Genomic DNA, 18,036 nt, shown 5'->3' on the forward strand with positions numbered 1-18,036 from the left:
GGTCCGCACCTTTCTTGAGAGAGCGGGGCACTGCCCCGGCTGTCCAGGGTATGGGGGGCGCCGCAGCGGTGGAGTGGGGTCTTGACTTCGAGCGTATAGCACGCACATTCGATTTACGGCACTCCGGAGACCTCTTCACCCGATCGTGTGCCTGAGGGAGCCGGGCCACTAGGCTCGACACCATGACTGATCATGTGCACGACCTGCGATCTGTACGTGAAGCCACGGACCGGCTGCTGACCGCGGCCGCGAAACTGGACAACGCCGCCCTGTCCGAGGAGTCACACCTCCCGGGCTGGACCCGTGGCCACATCCTGGCCCACCTCGCACGCAACGCCGACGCCCTCGTCAACGTCTTCGAGGCGCGCCCCATGTACGAGAGCGCCGACGCGCGCGACGCCGACATCGCGCGCGACGCCGGCCGGCCCCTCGAAGAACACCTCGCGGACCTCCGTGATTCCGGGGACCGCTTCCTCGCGACCACGGAGCCCGAGCAGGACTGGTCCCGCACCGTCGAGCTGCGCAACGGCGTCACGGACCTCGCCGCGAACGTGCCGTTCCGCCGCTGGGTCGAGGTGGACCTGCACCACGTCGACCTGAACATCGGCTACGAGCTCTCCGACCTCCCCGCGGACTTCACCGACCGGGAGATCACCTTCCTCGCCGACCGCTGGTCCGGGCGCCCCGACGTACCGCCGACCGCACTGGCCGCGCCGGACGGGCGGACCTGGCGCACCGGCTCCGCGGGGGACCCCGTCGTGACCGTGACCGGCACCCCCGCCGGCCTGCTCGCCTGGCTCGCCGGCCGCGGCGACAAGGGCGCCTCCCTGACGACCGCGGGCGGCGACCTGCCCGAGCTCCCGCCCCTGTAGGAAGACACCACTAGGATCACACCATGACGTACACCGGAGAGGTCAAGGTCGGCGGTCCGGCCGACGTGCACGAACTCGCGGACCTGATGATTTCCAAGGTCGCGGTGGGCGGGATGAACAACAACGCCTACCTGCTGCGCTGCCGGGCGACCGACGAGCAGCTGCTCATCGACGCGGCCGCCGAACCGCAGACCCTGCTCAACCTGATCGGGGACGACGGCATCACCGCGGTCGTCACCACCCACCGGCACGGAGACCACTGGGGCGCCCTGCGCGAGGTCGTGGACGCCACCGGCGCGACCACCTACGCCGGCGCCCTGGACGCCGAGGGCATCCCGGTGCCCACGGACGTCCCGGTCGCGGACGGCGACACCGTGCGCGTCGGGCGCGTCGAGCTGACCGCGCGCCACCTGGTCGGCCACACCCCCGGCTCCATCGCCCTCGTCTACGACGACCCGCACGGCCACGCGCACGTCTTCACCGGGGACTGCCTCTTCCCGGGCGGCGTCGGCAACACCCACGACGACCCGGAGGCCTTCAAGAGCCTGTTGGACGGCGTCGAGGAGAAGCTCTTCGCGCAGCTGCCGGACGAGACGTGGGTCTACCCCGGGCACGGCAACGACACCTCGCTGGGGGCGGAGCGCCCGCACCTCGCCGAGTGGCGCGAGCGCGGCTGGTAGGGACGGCAACGCGTCAACTTCGGCGCGACGACCACTCCTTCCGGTCGTTGAGCGTCCGAACCGATGCCCCGCGGGCGGGGAGGCGGTATGTGGTGCCGCATGCATCAGGACCCCTCCCCTCCCGCCGCCCCCTCCCCCACGGCGGCCCCCGGACGCCCCGGACACGCCGAGTCCGCCGACCGCCCCGGTCCCGCCGGGCCGGCCCGTCCCGGCATGCTCCGCCTGGCGTCGGCGGCCCTGGCCGGGACCGCCATCGAGTTCTACGACTTCTTCGTCTACGGAACCGCCGCCGCCCTCGTGCTGGGCCCCCTCTTCTTCCCCTCCTTCTCCCCGCTCGCGGGGACCCTCGCCGCCTTCGGCACCTTCGGTGTCGGCTTCCTGGCCCGCCCGCTGGGCTCGGTCCTGTTCGGGCACGTCGGCGACCGCTACGGGCGGCGCCCGGTGCTGCTGGCCTCCCTGCTGCTGACCGGGGTCGCCACCGTCGCGGTGGGCTGCGTACCGACGTACGGCACCATCGGCGCGGCGGCGCCGGTCCTGCTGCTCCTCCTGCGCTTCCTCCAGGGCCTCGGGCTGGGCGGCGAGTGGGGCGGGGCCGTGCTGCTGACCGCCGAGCACGCCCCCGAGGGACGGCGCGGGCTGTGGGCGAGCTTCCCCCAGATCGGCCCGGCCGTGGGATTCCTGCTGGCCAACGGCATGATGCTGGGCCTGTCCGCCTCGCTGAGCGACTCCGCGTTCACCTCGTGGGGATGGCGGGTGCCCTTCTGGGCGGCGGGGCTGCTGGCCCTGGCCGGGCTGTGGCTGCGCCGGTCGGTGGAGGAGACCCCGCAGTTCCGCGCGCTCGCCGAGAGCGGGAGCCGGGCCGACGCCCCGCTGGCCGAGGTCCTGCGGGGCCACTGGCGGCTGCTCCTGCTGACCGGCGGGGCACTGGCCGTGGGGTACGCGGTCTTCTACGCGGTGACCACCTGGTCCCTCGCGTACGCCACCGAGCGGCTGTCGGTGAGCCGTACGGTGATGCTGGCCTGCATCATGGCCGCGGTCGCCTTCAAGGGCGTGGTGACCCCGTTGATCGCGATGCTGGGCGACCGCTACGGGCGCAGACCCCTGTGCCTGGCGGGGTGCACGCTCTGCGTGGTGTGGATGTTCCCGCTGGTGGCGCTGCTGCGCACGGCCGACCCGCTGCTGATGACCCTGGGCTTCGCCGGGGCGCTGCTGGGCATGGTCACGATGTTCTCGGTGGTGGGCGCGTACCTGCCGGAGCTGTACGCGCCGCGGATCCGCTGCACGGGCGCGGCCGTCGGATACAACCTGGGCGGCGTCCTGGGCGGGGCGCTGACCCCGGTGGTGGCGACGGCGCTGGCGGACGGTTCCGGTCCGCCGTGGGGCGTCGCGGCGTACCTCACCGGGGTGGCCCTGGTCAGCCTGGCCTGCTTCGCCCTGCTGCCGGAGACCGGTCCGCGGGCCCTGCGCGAGCGGGCGGAGGCCGCCGGCGGGGCGGACCGCGAAAAGGAGACGGGGGCGGCCGAAGCGGCCGCCCCCGTCTAGACCGTCAGGACGGTCAGGCGTCGACGCTCTCGGTGCCGGCGGCGGCCTCGGCCGCCGCCTTCTTCTTCGAGGCGATGAGGCTGGTGATCGTGGTGATGATCAGGACACCGCAGATGACGCTGAGGGAGAACGGGATGGAGATCTCCGGGACGTGCACCCCGGACTCGTGCAGGGCGTGCAGCACCAGCTTGACGCCGATGAAGCCGAGGATGATCGACAGGCCGTAGCTGAGGTGGACCAGCTTCTCCAGCAGACCGCCGATGAGGAAGTACAGCTGGCGCAGACCCATCAGGGCGAAGGCGTTGGCCGTGAAGACGATGTACGGGTCCTGGGTCAGGCCGAAGATCGCGGGGATCGAGTCCAGGGCGAACAGCACGTCGGTGGTGCCGATGGCGAGCATGACGATCATCAGCGGCGTCAGCACGCGCTTGCCGTTGCTCATGATGAAGAGCTTGGTGCCGTGGTACTTGTCGGCGACGCCGAACTTCTTCTCGACGGACTTGAGGAGGCGGTTCTCCTCGAACTCCTCGTCGTCCTCGTCCTTGCGGGCCTCCTGGATGAGCTTCCAGGCGGTGTAGATCAGGAACGCGCCGAAGATGTAGAAGACCCAGGAGAAGCTGGCGATGATCGCGGCTCCGGCGGCGATGAAGATCGCGCGCAGGACCAGGGCGATCAGCACGCCGATGAGGAGCACGCGCTGCTGCAGGTGCGACGGGACCGCGAACTTCGCCATGATCAGGACGAAGACGAAGAGGTTGTCGACACTGAGCGACTTCTCGGTGATGAAGCCCGCGAAGAACTCCTGCGAGGCCTGCGGGGTCCCGAAGAGCCACAGGCCGATGCCGAAGAGCACGGCGAGGACGATCCAGACGACCGTCCAGGTGCCTGCTTCCTTGATCGACACGTCGTGCGGCTTGCGGCCGATGAAGAAATCGGCGCCGATGAGGAGGGAGAGACCGAGGATGGTCGCGACCCACAGGGCCCAGGAAACTTCCATGGTGAAACATGCCTCCGGCGGATGGCTCAGCACTTCGTCAGCGTCATCGCTGCCGGAGGTCTCTTCCACCCGGGCGGCCTGGAGGCCGTGGGCCGACGCCCCGGGACACCGGGTTGATGCAACCGCAGTGGTCCGTATTGACGGGTACGCCGTAGCAGGAAAGCAGGAATACTCCCCTCCGCGCTGACGAGCATACCCGCGACCGACCGAAAAGGTAAAGGGATCACCAAGGAATGGTCACGGACGGGTAGTACGGCGGGCCTCCGCCACCCGGCCGAGCACCCGCTCCAGCACCTCGCTGCCCCGCGGCGGGAGGTTCGGCTCGAAGGTCCAGGCGTGCTGCACCCACGGGTCGACGAGATGGTTGTCCGGCACCGGCGACAGCCGCATCAGGGAGCGCCACAGCGGATCCAGCAGCGGCCCGTACGCCGAGGCCTCGTCGCGGTCCGCGACCATCAGCAGGTGCACGCCGACCGCCGCGCCCTCGTCCGCGAGGTAGCGCAGCCGCGTGACGGCCCGGTCGTCGAAGCCGTGCGGGAAGTCGTGCACGATCAGCAGCTGGCCGGCCCGGTCCACGTCCGGCGGCAGGTCCTCGGGCGCTCCGGCCCGCAGCGCCATCTGTACGAGGTCCACCCGCCGGGTCAGCGCCTCCAGCGTGCGGGTCACCCCGGCGGCCCCCGCCGCGGGCGGCGCGGCCAGCACGCCCGCCCGTACGAGCGGCTCCAGCGCGGCGGCACCGGCCCCGGCCGCGTCGATCACGTGCACGGAGAGCCGGTCGGCCGGGTGCACGGCGAGCAGCCGCACCGCGTACGCGACGGCCATGTCCAGGGCCGCCCGGCGCAGCCGGTCGGTGTCCATGGCCATCGCCGCCTCGGAACCGGTGCGCCCGTTGTCGATCCACAGCCCGCGCTCCAGCGGGACCCGCACCAGCATCGGGATGCGCAGGTCGGGCCGCTCGGGCAGGTGCAGGTCGCCCAGCCGCAGGGCCAGCGGCGCCTCCTCGGGCGTCCCGTGGCCGTGCCAGACGGGGTTGTCCCAGCCGGCGTACGCGGCCGGCAGCGCGGGCTCTACCACCTCAGCCTCGGCGACGAGCTGCGCGAGATCGCGGTCGAGGGCGGCACGGGCCTGGGAGACCAGCTCCTCGCGGCGGGCCCGGGCGGTGTCCTGGGCGGCGTTGCCGGAGCCGCCGAGGCGGTGGCGCGGATCCGCCAGGGCCCCGTCGAGCTCGCGGTCCATCCGCTGGTCGGCGAAGTCCACGGCGCCGCGGTACGCGGCGACGGTACGGGCGAGGTCCTCGAACATCCCCCAGACCTGGTTGTAGAGACGCTCCTCCATGGACCAGCCGCTGGCGTCCCCCGCCACGGGCCGGGGCGGCTGCCCGGGCTGCGCGGCCGCGGGCCGCGGGGCGGGCTCGGGCGGCTCGCTGCTCGTACGGCGCCGCCGCGGGTGGGCGTAGCTGATGGTGGGCGGGGACCCCGGGCCGTCGGCGGCGGGCGCCGGGCCGGTGCTCCCCGCGAGGGGGACACCGGGGACGGGCACCGGGCCGGGCTCCGCGGGCGGGACGGGGGGCTGCGCGGACGGCTGCGCGGCGCGCAGCTCGCCGACGACCCCGGTCGCGGCGGCGAGCGTGACGTCGGCATCGACGGCGGGCGGGCCCGTGCGCAGCGCGGCGGCGGCCAGCGCCGCGGCGTCCGGCGCGGGCAGTCCGCCGTCGGCGAGGAGGGCGCCGAGCCCGTCGGCGTAGCCCTGGCCCACGGCACGGACCTTCCAGGCACCCTGGCGGCGGTAGAGCTCCAGGGCGACGACGGCGGTCTCGGCCTCCAGGCCGGTCAGGGTGTACCCGGCGAGCTCGGTGCCGGCCGGGTCGGCCACGGCCACGTACGAGGCGGGCACCGCTCCGAAGCGCACCGGGCCGCCCTGCGGCAGCACGAGCAGCACGCCGACCCGGTGGACCTCCGGCGCGACGGCGTCGAGATCGACGGCGAAGGTGTGCCGGTCGGCGACCTCCCCAGGCGCCTCCACCCCGGGGAGGGACCTGGCGCCGGGGTGGGCCAGCGCGTCACGGCCGGTGAGACGGCCCCCCTCGTCGCAGAGCGAGGCCAGGGCGAGTACGGGCGTGCCCGCCGAGACCCTGATCTCCACCCGGCTCTGGGACACGGGGTGGTTCTGCCCCCGGACCAGTTCGGCCGTCATCGTGCAGCCCCTCCCCGTGCCTTCTTCTCTTGTCCGGTACTGCTACAGGTGCGGCAGGATCGCCGGCATCAGGTCCTGGAAGGTGCGGCCGTTGGCCGGGTTCCCCAGGGCCGTCATCTGCCAGCCGGAGCCGACGCGGGACACCTTCGCCATGATCTGCGCGGTGTACTGGCCGCCGCCGTCGAGGGTGTAGCGGGCCAGTTCCTGGCCGTTGGTCTCGTCGACGATCCGGCAGAAGGCGTTCTGCACCTCCTGGAAGGTCTGGCCGGTGAAGGAGTTCACCGTGAAGACGATCTGGTCGATGTGCACCGGGACGCGCTGGAGGTCGACGAGGATCGCCTCGTCGTCCCCGCCCTGGCCCACGCCGCCGACGAGGTTGTCGCCGGTGTGGCGCACGGAGCCGTCGTCGCTCTGCAGGTGGCGGAAGAAGACCACGTCGACGGGCTGCTTGTCGGCGAAGAGCACCGCCGAGGCGTCGAGGTCGATCTCCCGCGTCCGCGAGCCGAACAGTCCGCGGCGCTTGGCCGCCTGCCAGCCGAGGCCCATCCGAACCGCGGTCAGCGTGCCTCCGTCCGCCTTCTGCAGACTGATGGCCTGACCCTTGGTCATGTTGACCGTCACGCGCGTCCCCTCTCCATTGCCCGCCCCATTGCCTGGTGCGCAGCGTGTACCTGCGGCTGTGACCCAACCCTACTGACAGGCCCCTCCTCAGGCGAGGCCCGCTTCCTTCATCTGCCGGAGCTCCTTCTTCAGCTCCCCGACCTCGTCCCGGATCCGGGCCGCGACCTCGAACTGCAGTTCCGCGGCGGCCGCGCGCATCCGCTCGGTCATCTGCTCGATGAGCGAGGCCAGTTCGGCCGCGGGCCGGTCGGTGAGCGCCTCGGGGGCCTTGGCGCCCCTGCCCGCCCCGGCCGCCTTGCCGGCCTTCCCGGCCTTCCCGGCACCCTTGGCGCCCGCCGCGGCCCCGGCGGCGCGGCCGCCGAGGTCCGGGACCGGCGCCACGGCCGCCCTGCCGTCCTTCGCCTGCCGGTAGCCCGTGCCGAGGAGCTGCTCGGTGTCCAGCTCCTCCCGGGCGATGGTCGCGACGATGTCGTTGATCTTCTTGCGCAGCGGCTGGGGGTCGATGCCGTTCGCCGTGTTGTAGGCGATCTGCTTCTCGCGGCGCCGGTTGGTCTCCTCGATGGCCTTCTCCATGCCCGGCGTGATCTTGTCCGCGTACATGTGGACCTGGCCGGACACGTTGCGCGCGGCACGGCCGATGGTCTGGATCAGGGAGGTGCCGGAGCGCAGGAAGCCCTCCTTGTCGGCGTCGAGGATGGCCACCAGCGACACCTCGGGGAGGTCGAGGCCCTCGCGCAGCAGGTTGATGCCGACCAGGACGTCGTACTCGCCGGCCCGCAGCTCGCGCAGCAGCTCGATGCGGCGCAGGGTGTCCACATCGCTGTGCAGGTAGCGGACCTGGATGCCGAGCTCCAGGAAGTAGTCCGTGAGGTCCTCGGCCATCTTCTTGGTGAGGGTGGTGACCAGGACGCGCTCGTCCTTCTCCACGCGCAGCCGGATCTCGTGCACCAGGTCGTCGATCTGCCCCTCGGTGGGCTTGACCACGACCTCCGGGTCGACGAGGCCGGTGGGGCGGATGATCTGCTCGACGAAGCCGTCACCGCGCGAGAGCTCGTACTTGCCGGGGGTCGCCGACAGGTAGACGGTCTGGCCGATGCGCTCCTGGAACTCCTCCCACTTCAGCGGGCGGTTGTCCAGCGCGGACGGCAGCCGGAAGCCGTGGTCGACCAGGGTCCGCTTGCGGGAGGCGTCCCCCTCGTACATGGCGCCGATCTGCGGCACGGTGACGTGCGACTCGTCGATGACCAGGAGGAAGTCCTCCGGGAAGTAGTCGATGAGGGTGTTGGGCGCGGAGCCCCGCTCACGGTCGTCCATGTGCAGGGAGTAGTTCTCGATGCCGGAGCAGGAGCCGATCTGGCGCATCATCTCCAGGTCGTAGGTGGTGCGCATGCGCAGGCGCTGCGCCTCCAGCATCTTGCCCTGCTTCTCCAGCTCCGCCAGGCGCTCGGTCAGCTCGGCCTCGATGCCGGTGATCGCCTTCTCCATGCGCTCCGGACCGGCGACGTAGTGGCTGGCGGGGAAGACGTAGAGCTCCCGGTCCTCGCTGATGACCTCGCCGGTCAGCGGGTGGAGGGTGGAGAGCGCCTCGATCTCGTCGCCGAACATCTCGATGCGGACGGCCAGCTCCTCGTAGACCGGGAAGATCTCGATGGTGTCGCCGCGGACCCGGAAGGTGCCCCGGGTGAAGGCCACGTCGTTGCGCGTGTACTGGATGTCGACGAAGCGGCGCAGCAGCTGGTCCCGGTCGATCTCCTCGCCCACCTTGAGGGGGACCATCCGGTCGACGTACTCCTGCGGGGTGCCCAGGCCGTAGATGCAGGACACGGAGGCGACGACGATCACGTCGCGCCGGGTCAGCAGGGAGTTGGTCGCGGAGTGCCGCAGCCGCTCCACCTCCTCGTTGATCGAGGAGTCCTTCTCGATGTAGGTGTCCGACTGCGGGACGTACGCCTCGGGCTGGTAGTAGTCGTAGTACGAGACGAAGTACTCGACGGCGTTGTTCGGCAGGAGCTCGCGGAACTCGTTCGCCAGCTGTGCGGCCAGCGTCTTGTTCGGTGCCATCACCAGGGTGGGGCGCTGGAGCTTCTCGATCATCCAGGCCGTGGTCGCCGACTTGCCCGTGCCGGTCGCACCCAGCAGGACGACGTCCTTCTCACCTGCACGGATGCGCTTCTCCAGCTCGGCGATGGCCGCCGGCTGGTCGCCGTTGGGCTGGTAGGGGCTGACGACCTCGAAAGGCGCCACCGTGCGTTCGATCTTCGATACGGGCCGCATGACTCCACCGTACGACCCCGCACTGACACTCACGCGCCCCGCCGGGGCCGGGCGCGCTCCGGCGGACGGCCGACCGGCGCCCGGTGTCATTCGTTCTGGTCCGTTTGTCGCAGTTCGGTGGCGGCCCCGTGATCTTCAACCCCATGATCGCGTTGAAGTGCATCGCCACAACGTCTGCCGCTCCGCACCCGTCTGACGCAGGAACAGGGCTCACGACCCGAGGAGAACGCACATGCACGTCCGACCCGCCGCCGCGGCCGCCGCGGCATTCCTGGGCCTCGTCCTCACCCTGCTGGGCGGGACCGCCTCGCAGGCCGCCGCCGGCCCCGGCACCGGACCCGGCCCGGCGGCCCTCGGCGGCCCCGTCGTGTACGCCCACCGCGGGGCCTCGGCGTACGCCCCCGAGAACACCCTCGAAGCGGTCGACCTGGCGATGCGGCTGGGCTTCGAGTGGGTCGAGAACGACGTGCAGCGCACCAGGGACGGCGAGCTGGTCGTGATCCACGACGACACCCTGGCCCGGACCACCGACGTCGAGGAGCTCTTCCCCGACCGCAGGCCCTGGCGTGTCAAGGACTTCACGGCCGCCGAGATCGCCCGGCTGGACGCGGGCAGCTGGTTCGGCGAGGAGTACGCGGGGGCGGGCGTGCCGACCCTGCGGCAGTACCTCGACCGGGTGCGGCGCAACCAGCAGCGCCTGCTGCTGGAGATCAAGAAGCCGGAGCTGTACCCGGGCATCGAGGAGCAGACCCTGCGGGTGCTGGACGAGGCGGGCTGGCTCGACCGCCGGCGCGTCAGCGGGCGCCTGGTGGTGCAGAGCTTCAGCGCGGACAGCGTGCGGACCGTGCACGCGCTGCGTCCGGACCTGGTGACCGCCTTCCTCGGCACCCCGAAGGTGGCGGACCTGTCGGCGTACGCGGAGTTCACCGACCGGATCAACCCGTGGCACACCACGATCTCGGCGGAGTGGGTCGCGGCCGTGCACGGCCTGCTCGGGGCGCACGGCAGGCCCATGGAGGTGGACACCTGGATCGTCGACGACGCGGCGACCGCGCGGAAGGTGCAGGAGATGGGCGTGGACGGGATCATCACCAACGCTCCGGACGTGGTCCGCGAGGCGGTCGGCGGGTTCTGAGCGCACGGCCCGGGAAGTGCCTGGCGGCAGCCGTCGTCCGGGACGGTCCGGGACCGGCGTTGTCGGTCCGCGGCCGTACCGTGGGGGCGTGGACACCACCGAGCGGCCCCGCGGGCCGCACCTCGAATGGACCGTCGTCGCCAGCGACATCGGCCCCCTCCTCCTGGCCGCGACCCCGGAGGGGCTGGTCCGGATCGAGTTCCATGCCGGGCCGGACCGGGCCGAGGCGATGATCGGGGCGCTCGTCTCCCGGCTCGGCGCCGACGCCCGGCGGCCCGCGCCGGGCGAGGAGGTGCTGCTCGCCGAGGCGGTACGGCAGCTCGGCGCCTACTTCGCCGGATCGCTGCGGCGCTTCGACCTGCCGCTGGACTGGCGCCTCAGCTCGGGGTTCAACCGGCAGGTGCTCCAGGAGCTGGACCGTTCCGTGCCCTACGGATCGGTCGTCGGCTACGGGGAGCTCGCCGCCCGGGTCGGCCAGCCCGGCGCCGCCCAGGCCGTGGGCAACGCCATGGGGTCCAATCCGCTGCCGCTGGTGGTGGCCTGCCACCGGGTCGTGGAGAACGACGGGGGCATCGGCGGATTCGGCGGCGGGGTGGAGACCAAGCGGCAGCTGCTGGCGCTGGAGGGCGTGCTCCCGCAGCCGCTGTTCTGACCGCGGCCGTCCGACCCCGGGGCGGGTGCGTTCCTCCCGGCGCCGGGCCTGTTCCACCCGCCGGTAAGGGGTGGCACACTGCGGCGGTGACTACTGCTGCCGCCGCACCCGGCTCCATACCCACCCGCGCGCCCCGCGCCGCACTGCGCTGTCCGCGGGGCGCGGCATGACCGCCGCGCCCGGCACGGACCGCCCGGCTCCCCCGCTCGCCCTCCCCGACGTCGAACGGCTCCAGCGGCGCACCACCCGGGTGCTCATCGCCGGCCAGGTCCTCGGCGGCCTCGGCGTGCCCATCAGCATCGCCCTGGCCCCCGTACTGGCCACCGAGGTCAGCGGCACCGAGGCCCTGTCCGGCTTCGCCTCCACCGCCGCCGTGATCGGCACGGCCGTGGTCTCGCTGCCGCTCGCCGCACTGATGACCGCGCGCGGCAGGCGGCCCGGGCTGGTCCTCGCCTACGCGATCGGCGCCGCCGGCGCCGCCCTGGTCGTCCTGGCCGCCGCGATCGGGAACTTCCCGCTGCTGATGCTCGGCATGGCCGCCTTCGGCGCCGCCTCCTCGGCCAACCTCCAGGCCCGCTTCGCGGCCGCCGACCTCGCCGCGCCGGACCGCCGGGCCCGGGCCATCTCCGTCGTCGTGTGGGCCTCCACCCTCGGCGCCGTGCTCGGGCCCAACCTCTCCGCGCCCGCCAGCCGGAGCTTCGCCGGGACCGCCGTGCCCGAGACCGCCGGCCCCTTCGTGTGGGCCGGCGTGGTCTTCGTGCTCACCGGCGCCCTGATCGCCGTGTTCCTGCGCCCGGACCCGCTGCTGACGGCCCGCGCGCTGGCCTCGCCCGAGGAGCGGTCCGGCGAGGGCCGCTCGATCCGCGCCGGGATCGCCGCCGTACGTGCCTCGCCGCGGGCCCGGCTCGCCCTGGTCACCGTGGCCGTGTCGCACACCGTCATGGTCTCGATCATGGTGATGACCCCGATGGACCTGGACCACCACGGCGCCGGACTGGAGCTGATCGGGCTCGTGATCAGCGGTCACATCGCGGGCATGTTCGCGTTCTCGCCGGTGATGGGGTGGCTGGCGGACCGTATCGGCCGGTTCTCCGTCATCGGCCTGGCCGCCGGGCTGCTGTCCGTCGCCGCCCTGCTCGCGGGAACGGCCGGGACCAGCCACGGCCGGAGCGCGCTGGGCCTCTTCCTGCTGGGCCTCGGCTGGTCGGCCGGCATGGTGTCCGGCTCGGCCCTGCTGACCGACTCGGTGCCGCAGCCCGCGCGCGCCGCCGTCCAGGGGCTGAGCGACCTCACGATGAACACGGCCGCGGGTGTGGGCGGGGCCGCGGCCGGCCTGGTCATGTCCCAGGCCGGCTACGGCTGGCTCAACGCCGTCGGGGCGTCGCTGCTGCTGCCGATGGCGGCCCTCGCCCTGTTCACCGCGCGCCGCCACCCCGCGCCGCCGGCGGGGAAGGACTCCGTCAGCAGCTGATCTGGTAGGCCTTGCGGAGGGTCTCGTGGACGGTCCAGGTCGTCCGGTCGCCCTCGCGCAGCACGCAGGCCGACCCGGGGCCCAGCTCCAGGGTCGCGCCGCCCTCGACCTCGACGGTGGCGCGGCCGCTGACCACCACGAACAGTTCGTCCGCCTCGACGTCGGTGACCACGCCCGGGGTGATCTGCCAGATGCCGCGGACCTGCGTGCCGTCGGCCGACTCCCACAGGACCCGGCCCGTGACGACCGGTGCGCCGGAGACGATCTGTGCGGGGTCGAGGTCCTCGGGCTCCAGCTCCACGTCCGCCACGGTGACGGCGAAGGAGGCGGGGGCGGAGGGGGCGGAGTGATCACTGGTGCTCATGGCGCGCCAGCCTAGTGCGACCCGTCCGGCCGGCGCGGTGACCACAGCGTCCAGGAACGGACCGGCCCACGAGTCATCCTGTCCAGTCGGCCGGACCCGGCCGCCTGGCCGTGAGGACGGGCTGGTGGAAGCCGGTGTCGGCCGGCGCGTGCCAGACGGTGTCGCACAGGCCCGCCTCCCGGGCGAACGCCGCGGTCGCCTCCTGCGGGAGCGCCCAGTAGGTGGCGCGGGAGGTCCGGGGCGTCCAGGTGTCCCCGGCCGGCAGGAGCTGGAAGAGCTCCAGGTCGTAGCGCTCCCCGTCGGGGTGCCAGTGCCACAGCTGGAAGGTGATCGTCCGCTGCCCGTCGGGGCCGGTGCGGACGTGCGGGGCCTCGCTCAGCGGCCGGGCGCGGAGCAGATCCGCGTAGGGGCGGGTGGAGAGCAGGAGCAGTCCACCGGGGCGCAGGACCCGCCGGGTTTCGGCCAGGGCGGCGAGCACGTCCCGGGCGGTGAGCAGGTGGGGCAGCGCGTTGTCGGCGCAGACCACGGCGTCGAAGGAGGCGTCCGCGAAGGGCAGGGCCCGCATGTCGGCGGCGCCGACCGGGAGATCGAGTCCGCGGCGGGCGGCCTCCCGGGCGGCGCGGGCCACGGAGCGGGGGCTGAGGTCGGTCCCGGTGACCCTGTGGCCCCGTGCGGCGAGGCCGAGGGCCTGGGTGCCGATGCCGCAGGCGGTGTCGAGGACGGTGTGCGGTCCCGGGCCCGACGCGGCGGTGAGCAGGGCGTCGAGGATCCGGCCCTGCCGGGCCACGGACGCGTCCCAGTCCGCGTAGACGAGGTCGTAGCGGTCGGCGAGCCCGTCGTAGAAGCCGCGCGTGTCCACGGGGGAACGCTACTCGGACAGCTTGTGACGGGTGGGGCGGGAGTGCGTTTGGGGGCGCCGGTCGCGTGCCATGGATGGGGACATGTCACAGCACAGAGCAACGGCATCCGCGCCCGGCGTACCGGTCCTGTCGGAAGAGGTGCGCGAGGCGCTCGCGCAGGGCAGGCCCGTGGTGGCCCTGGAGTCGACGATCATCGCGCACGGCCTGCCCCGCCCCCGCAACCTGGAGGTGGGCCTCGAACTGGAGGAACTGGTCCGCGCGGAGGGCGCGGTCCCGGCGACGGTCGCGGTGGTGGACGGCGTGGCCCGTGCCGGCCTGGACAAGACCCAGCTGGAGCGGATCGCGGCCGGTGACGGCGTGCGCAAGCTCGGCCACCGGGACCTGGCACCCGCACTCGCCACGGGCGCCACCGGGGCGACGACGGTGTCCGCGACGGCCTTCCTCGCGGCCCGGGCGGGCCTGCGGGTCTTCGCGACGGGCGGGCTGGGCGGCGTGCACCGCGAATGGGCGCAGACGCAGGACGAGTCGGCGGACCTCTCCCTGCTGGCGCGGACCCGGATCACGGTGGTGTGCGCGGGCGTGAAGTCCATCCTGGACGTGCCGGCGACGCTCCAGCGGCTGGAGACCCTGGGGGTGGGCGTGCTCGGGTACGGCACGGACCGGTTCCCCGGCTTCTACCTCGCCGATTCCGGCGAGCCGGTGGACTGGACCGTGCACCGGCCGGAGGAGGTGGCCGCGGTGATGGCCGCCCAGGACGCGCTGGGCGGACCGGAGTCGGCGCTGCTGGTGGCCAATCCGGTGGCGGCCGCGGACCAGCTGGACCCGGAGCTGCACGACCGGGTCCTGGCCGAGGCGCTCGCCGCCGCGCGCGACCAGGGGGTCACCGGCCAGGCGGTGACCCCGTTCCTGCTGGGCTTCCTGGTACGGGCCACGGGCGGCGCCTCGCTGGAGGCCAACCTGGCGGCGGTGCGCGGGAACGTGCGGCTCGGGGCCCGGATCGCGGGGGCCCGGGCGGCCCGGGCATGACGGCAGCGGGAGCCCTGCTCGTCGTCGGGGACGTGGTGACGGACGTCGTGGCGATGCACCCGGAGCCGATAGTCCCGGCGACCGACACCACGGCCCGCATCCGCACCCTGCCGGGCGGCGCCGGCGCCAACGCCGCCTGCTGGGCCGCCCGTACCGGCAGCGCGGAGGTGCGCCTGCTCGCCCGCGTGGGCACCGAGTCGGCGCGCTGGCACGAACGGGCCCTGGTGGACGCGGGGGTGCGGCCGCGGCTGGTGATCGACCCGGAGGAGCCCACCGGAACGGTCGTGGCGCTGGTCGACGGGGACGCGGAGCGCACCTTCCTCACGGACAGCGGGGCCTCCCTGCGGCTGTCCCCCGCCGACTGGGCTCCGTCCCTGCTGGACGGCGCGGCCCATCTCCACCTGTCCGGCTACCTGTACTTCGCCGACCGCAGCCGGGAGCTGGCCGTGGTCGCGCTGCGCGAGGCACGGGCGCGGGGGGTGCCGGTCAGCGTGGACCCGGCCTCGGCGGGCTTCCTGGCCGGGCTCGGACCGGAGCGGTTCATGGAGGCGGCGGCCGGGGCGCAGGTCCTGCTGCCGAACGCGGACGAGGCCCGGCTGCTGGCCGGGCTGCGGCAGTCCTCGGGGGTGGCCCGGGCGGCGGTGGCACTGAGCCGCAGGGTGCCGCTGGTGGTGGTGACCCTGGGCGGGGAGGGGGCGCTGATCGCCGAGGGCGGCCGGATCACGGCGGAGGTCGCGGCCCACCCGGTGGAGGCGGTGGACTCCACGGGCGCGGGCGACGCCTTCGCGGGAGGGTTCCTGGCGGCCCGTCTGGAGGGCGCGGGCCCGGCGGAGGCGGCCCGTCGCGGCTGCCGCGCGGCGGCGGAGGCGGTCACCCGCCCGGGGGCCCGCCCGTAGTGGCTTCGCCCGCGGTGGGGACGAGGCCGGTGGTGACCAGGGTTTCGACGGCGACGCTCTCCCGGCCGAGGGGCCGCCCGAAGCGGGCCTCCCGCCCGAGGCGCCGCCCGAAGCGGGTCTGCCGCCCGAGCGGCCGCCCGAAGCGGGTCTGCCGCCGACCGCGGTCGGCCCGGCCGGCGGGTGCTCACGGGCCGGGCCCGCCGGGCGGGGTCAGCGGCCGGGCAGGCCCGTCCACGCCGGGTGCCGCGGATCGTCGGCCCGCACCACCACGTCCGCGACCGCCGCGGGGTCCGTCGCGGCCTCGTAGCGGGCGAACGCGGCCACCGTCCACCGCTCGGGCTCCGCCGTCCGCCGGGTGAGCGCCCCGGCCGACAGCCGCACGTGGACGCTCAGGTCGAAGGGGTACCACTGCCCGAGCAGCAGCGGGCCGTGCACCACGACCACGCCGCCGGGCGGCAGTTCCACGTACGGGCTCCGCGTGGCGCGGTCGGTCTCCGGGTTCCAGAGGTCGGGCAGCACCCGCCCGGAACCCCCGGGGTCCGTCGGCCCGAACACCTCCCGCCAGAGCGCGGCCGTGTCGTACCAGCCGTCCAGGTAGGCGTCCACGTCCCGGCGGCCGTACTCGAAGCGCAGGGAGGCGGGCCGCAGGAACCCGGCGGTGGGCACCACCAGCACCGGGCGTCCGCGGGAGCGCAGCTCCTCGGCGAGCCGTCCCGCGAGGAGGCCGGTGTCGGCGGCGGGCGCTCCGTCGATGCCCACCCGCAGCCGGCGCGCGGGCTCCGGCGCCGGTCCGGAGTCGGGGCCGGGGCCTGGATCGGGGCCGGGGCCGGGGCCTGGATCGGGGCCGGGGCCGGGGTCGTCCAGGTGACCGGCGAGCCGCTCGGCCATCCGCTGCCATGTGATCGCTTCCCAGTGCACGGGCCCATTGTCAGTGCCCGGCCGTAGCTTCTTCCCAAGGGATCACCGGCGGAAAAGGGCTCCGGTGGGCCGGTGTTCGGGAGGGGTCTGTCATGGCTCGGGAGACGACGTACCTGGAGCTGTCGCAGGAGGGCGGCGGTGCGCACAAGTTCTACGAGGTGACCGTGGACGGCACGTTCGTCTCCGTGCGGTACGGCCGGATCGGCGCGCCGGGCCAGCTGCAGAGCTCCTCCTTCCCCACGGTGGACAAGGCGCGGGCGGCGGCCGCGAAGAAGATCGGCGAGAAGGTGCGCAAGGGCTACGCCCCGGCGGTGCAGGGGCAGCGCGCGGCCCGCGCGGTGACCCGCCGCCAGGTGTCGTCGGCGCCGTCGACGGCGCGTGCGGTGGCTCCGGTGCTGTGGCGCTTCCGGACCGGCTCGGCCGCCTTCGGCATCCACATCGACGAGGACCGCTGCTGGGTCGGCAACCAGGCCGGCGACGTGTACACGCTGAGCCACGGCGGTGACGTGCTCGCCCGCTACTCGCTGCCCGACGGGGTCAAGTGCCTGGTCGCGGACGACTTCTGGATCTACGCGGGCTGCGACGACGGCACGGTGTACGACCTGTCGTCGAAGGTCCCGTTCGGCGCGTACACCATCGCGCAGGATGTGGACATCTTCTGGCTCGACATCCACGAGGGCGTGCTGCACGTCTCCGACGCCAACGGCGGCCTGACCGTCATCGACCACGAGGACGAGCACCAGTGGTCGCGGAAGTCCGCCGGGCAGCACGCGTGGATGGTCCGGGCGGACGAGCGGGCCGTCTTCCACGGGCACGGCGGCGGTGTGACGGCCTACGCCGCCGACGGGACGGGCCAGTTGTGGCACGCGACGACCCCCGGCGGGGTGCTGTTCGGCTGGCAGGAGGAGCACGCGGTGTACGCGGGCACGGTCCGCAACCGGGTGCAGCGCCTGTCGAAGGCGACGGGGGCGACGGAGGCCTCCTACGTGTGCGACGCGTCCGTCTACTCGTGCGCGACCTCGCCCGACGGGCGGCACGTCTTCGCCGGTGACTCCTCCTCGTCGGTCTACTGCTTCGACGCGGACGGGCAGCGGCTGTGGAAGCTGGGCACCGGGGGCGGGTCGGCGCTGTCGATGCAGTATCTGGACGGCCGGCTGTACCTGGTCACCACGGACGGTTCGCTGGTCTGCGTGGACGCGAGCGAGCAGGCGATCGCCGCGGCCCAGCAGGGCACGGTCCCGGCGGCGCGGGACGTGAAGTCGGCGGCGGCCCTGCCCGTGTTCACCCCGGCGGCGTCGGCCTCGGCGGTGGCGACGGTCACGGTGGCGGCGGCTCCTGCGGACGGCGTGGTGGTGGAGTGCGTCCAGCAGGGCGGCCGGATGCGCGTGCAGGTGGTGTCGGGCGGCTTCGAGCCGTGGAACGTGCAGTTTCCGCGCGGGATCCGGGAGGCCGGCGCCCGGTACGTGGTCGACGGGCTGCATGCCGCCTCGGGGGGCTTCTACCGGGTCCGCGGCGAGATCCGCCGGCTGGTCTGA

16 protein-coding genes are annotated in these 18,036 nt (G+C 73.6%); 9 read left to right on the forward strand and 7 right to left on the reverse strand.

Going from position 1 to position 18,036, the window contains the following annotated elements; translation table 11 throughout:
- Positions 1–182 precede the first annotated feature (182 nt).
- The 3 genes from ACPU2J_RS08780 (at position 183) to ACPU2J_RS08790 (ending at position 3,094) form a co-directional block, all read left to right on the forward strand.
- Positions 183–872 carry a maleylpyruvate isomerase family mycothiol-dependent enzyme gene (locus ACPU2J_RS08780; RefSeq protein WP_389076387.1) on the forward strand — a complete coding sequence of 230 codons (690 nt, stop codon included), beginning with the start codon at positions 183–185 and terminating at the stop codon, positions 870–872.
- A 23-nt stretch (positions 873–895) separates the two neighbouring features.
- The gene (locus ACPU2J_RS08785) at positions 896–1,552 is read left to right on the forward strand and encodes an MBL fold metallo-hydrolase (RefSeq protein WP_365493827.1); all 657 of its coding nucleotides are present in this window, start codon (positions 896–898) and stop codon (positions 1,550–1,552) included.
- A gap of 213 nt (positions 1,553–1,765) precedes the next feature.
- Entirely contained in the window at positions 1,766–3,094 is a 1,329-nt protein-coding gene (locus ACPU2J_RS08790) for an MFS transporter (protein ID WP_420082469.1), read from the forward strand.
- Positions 3,095–3,107: 13 nt separating this feature from the next.
- Here the strand turns inward: ACPU2J_RS08790 and ACPU2J_RS08795 are convergent, their stop codons facing one another.
- The 4 genes from ACPU2J_RS08795 to uvrB form a co-directional block, all read right to left on the reverse strand.
- Positions 3,108–4,091, reverse strand: coding sequence for a TerC/Alx family metal homeostasis membrane protein (locus ACPU2J_RS08795; protein WP_420081153.1), 984 nt, complete (start codon positions 4,089–4,091; stop codon positions 3,108–3,110).
- A 237-nt stretch (positions 4,092–4,328) separates the two neighbouring features.
- The gene (locus ACPU2J_RS08800; protein ID WP_423833037.1) at positions 4,329–6,284 is read right to left on the reverse strand and encodes a TerD family protein; all 1,956 of its coding nucleotides are present in this window, start codon (positions 6,282–6,284) and stop codon (positions 4,329–4,331) included.
- Between the two features lie 42 nt (positions 6,285–6,326).
- Positions 6,327–6,905 (reverse strand): TerD family protein, encoded by a 579-nt coding sequence (locus ACPU2J_RS08805; RefSeq protein WP_329103171.1) that lies wholly within the window; start codon positions 6,903–6,905, stop codon positions 6,327–6,329.
- Between the two features lie 87 nt (positions 6,906–6,992).
- Positions 6,993–9,179 carry an excinuclease ABC subunit UvrB gene (gene uvrB / locus ACPU2J_RS08810; RefSeq protein WP_423833038.1) on the reverse strand — a complete coding sequence of 729 codons (2,187 nt, stop codon included), beginning with the start codon at positions 9,177–9,179 and terminating at the stop codon, positions 6,993–6,995.
- Positions 9,180–9,411: 232 nt separating this feature from the next.
- Here uvrB and ACPU2J_RS08815 point away from each other — a divergent pair, with 232 nt between their 5' ends.
- From ACPU2J_RS08815 to ACPU2J_RS08825, 3 genes are all read left to right on the forward strand, one after another.
- Positions 9,412–10,314 (forward strand): glycerophosphodiester phosphodiesterase, encoded by a 903-nt coding sequence (locus ACPU2J_RS08815; RefSeq protein ID WP_420081150.1) that lies wholly within the window; start codon positions 9,412–9,414, stop codon positions 10,312–10,314.
- Between the two features lie 88 nt (positions 10,315–10,402).
- Complete coding sequence (locus ACPU2J_RS08820; RefSeq protein WP_361591886.1) at positions 10,403–10,966, forward strand: methylated-DNA--[protein]-cysteine S-methyltransferase; 564 nt, start codon at positions 10,403–10,405, stop codon at positions 10,964–10,966.
- Between the two features lie 166 nt (positions 10,967–11,132).
- A complete protein-coding gene (locus ACPU2J_RS08825) occupies positions 11,133–12,437 on the forward strand; it encodes an MFS transporter (protein ID WP_420081149.1) in 1,305 nt (434 codons plus the stop codon).
- Here the strand turns inward: ACPU2J_RS08825 and ACPU2J_RS08830 are convergent.
- Together ACPU2J_RS08830 and ACPU2J_RS08835 are read right to left on the reverse strand one after the other, a co-directional pair.
- On the reverse strand, positions 12,427–12,801 hold the full coding sequence (locus tag ACPU2J_RS08830; RefSeq protein WP_399818357.1) for a cupin domain-containing protein: 375 nt from the start codon (positions 12,799–12,801) through the stop codon (positions 12,427–12,429). The two genes, ACPU2J_RS08825 and ACPU2J_RS08830, sit on opposite strands and share 11 nt — an antisense overlap.
- A 73-nt stretch (positions 12,802–12,874) precedes the next feature.
- Positions 12,875–13,660, reverse strand: a complete 786-nt coding sequence (locus tag ACPU2J_RS08835) for a methyltransferase domain-containing protein (RefSeq protein ID WP_423833039.1) — start codon at positions 13,658–13,660, stop codon at positions 12,875–12,877.
- Between the two features lie 82 nt (positions 13,661–13,742).
- On the opposite strand from ACPU2J_RS08835, the gene ACPU2J_RS08840 reads away from it, so the two are divergent.
- Positions 13,743–14,687, forward strand: coding sequence for a pseudouridine-5'-phosphate glycosidase (locus ACPU2J_RS08840; protein ID WP_423833040.1), 945 nt, complete (start codon positions 13,743–13,745; stop codon positions 14,685–14,687).
- Positions 14,684–15,583, forward strand: coding sequence for a carbohydrate kinase family protein (locus ACPU2J_RS08845; protein ID WP_420081146.1), 900 nt, complete (start codon positions 14,684–14,686; stop codon positions 15,581–15,583). The genes ACPU2J_RS08840 and ACPU2J_RS08845 overlap by 4 nt, the downstream gene beginning before the upstream one ends.
- A 210-nt stretch (positions 15,584–15,793) precedes the next feature.
- On the opposite strand, the gene ACPU2J_RS08850 is transcribed toward ACPU2J_RS08845, so the two are convergent.
- Positions 15,794–16,501, reverse strand: a complete 708-nt coding sequence (locus ACPU2J_RS08850; protein ID WP_423833041.1) for a uridine kinase — start codon at positions 16,499–16,501, stop codon at positions 15,794–15,796.
- Positions 16,502–16,593: 92 nt separating this feature from the next.
- Here ACPU2J_RS08850 and ACPU2J_RS08855 point away from each other — a divergent pair, with 92 nt between their 5' ends.
- Positions 16,594–18,036, forward strand: a complete 1,443-nt coding sequence (locus ACPU2J_RS08855; protein ID WP_361591898.1) for a WGR domain-containing protein — start codon at positions 16,594–16,596, stop codon at positions 18,034–18,036.

Source organism: Streptomyces manipurensis, assembly GCF_049570255.1.
Classification (GTDB): domain Bacteria; phylum Actinomycetota; class Actinomycetes; order Streptomycetales; family Streptomycetaceae; genus Streptomyces; species Streptomyces manipurensis.

Excerpts from the sequence above, each read along its gene's own strand:
- ACPU2J_RS08780 (WP_389076387.1), top strand. The coding sequence starts at position 183 with ATGACTGATCATGTGCACGACCTGCGATCTGTACGTGAAGCCACGGAC.
- ACPU2J_RS08785 (WP_365493827.1), top strand. The coding sequence starts at position 896 with ATGACGTACACCGGAGAGGTCAAGGTCGGCGGTCCGGCCGACGTGCAC.
- ACPU2J_RS08790 (WP_420082469.1), top strand. The coding sequence starts at position 1,766 with ATGCTCCGCCTGGCGTCGGCGGCCCTGGCCGGGACCGCCATCGAGTTC.
- ACPU2J_RS08795 (WP_420081153.1), bottom strand. The coding sequence starts at position 4,091 with ATGGAAGTTTCCTGGGCCCTGTGGGTCGCGACCATCCTCGGTCTCTCC.
- ACPU2J_RS08800 (WP_423833037.1), bottom strand. The coding sequence starts at position 6,284 with ATGACGGCCGAACTGGTCCGGGGGCAGAACCACCCCGTGTCCCAGAGC.
- uvrB (WP_423833038.1), bottom strand. The coding sequence starts at position 9,179 with ATGCGGCCCGTATCGAAGATCGAACGCACGGTGGCGCCTTTCGAGGTC.
- ACPU2J_RS08815 (WP_420081150.1), top strand. The coding sequence starts at position 9,412 with ATGCACGTCCGACCCGCCGCCGCGGCCGCCGCGGCATTCCTGGGCCTC.
- ACPU2J_RS08825 (WP_420081149.1), top strand. The coding sequence starts at position 11,133 with ATGACCGCCGCGCCCGGCACGGACCGCCCGGCTCCCCCGCTCGCCCTC.
- ACPU2J_RS08830 (WP_399818357.1), bottom strand. The coding sequence starts at position 12,801 with ATGAGCACCAGTGATCACTCCGCCCCCTCCGCCCCCGCCTCCTTCGCC.
- ACPU2J_RS08840 (WP_423833040.1), top strand. The coding sequence starts at position 13,743 with ATGTCACAGCACAGAGCAACGGCATCCGCGCCCGGCGTACCGGTCCTG.
- ACPU2J_RS08845 (WP_420081146.1), top strand. The coding sequence starts at position 14,684 with ATGACGGCAGCGGGAGCCCTGCTCGTCGTCGGGGACGTGGTGACGGAC.
- ACPU2J_RS08855 (WP_361591898.1), top strand. The coding sequence starts at position 16,594 with ATGGCTCGGGAGACGACGTACCTGGAGCTGTCGCAGGAGGGCGGCGGT.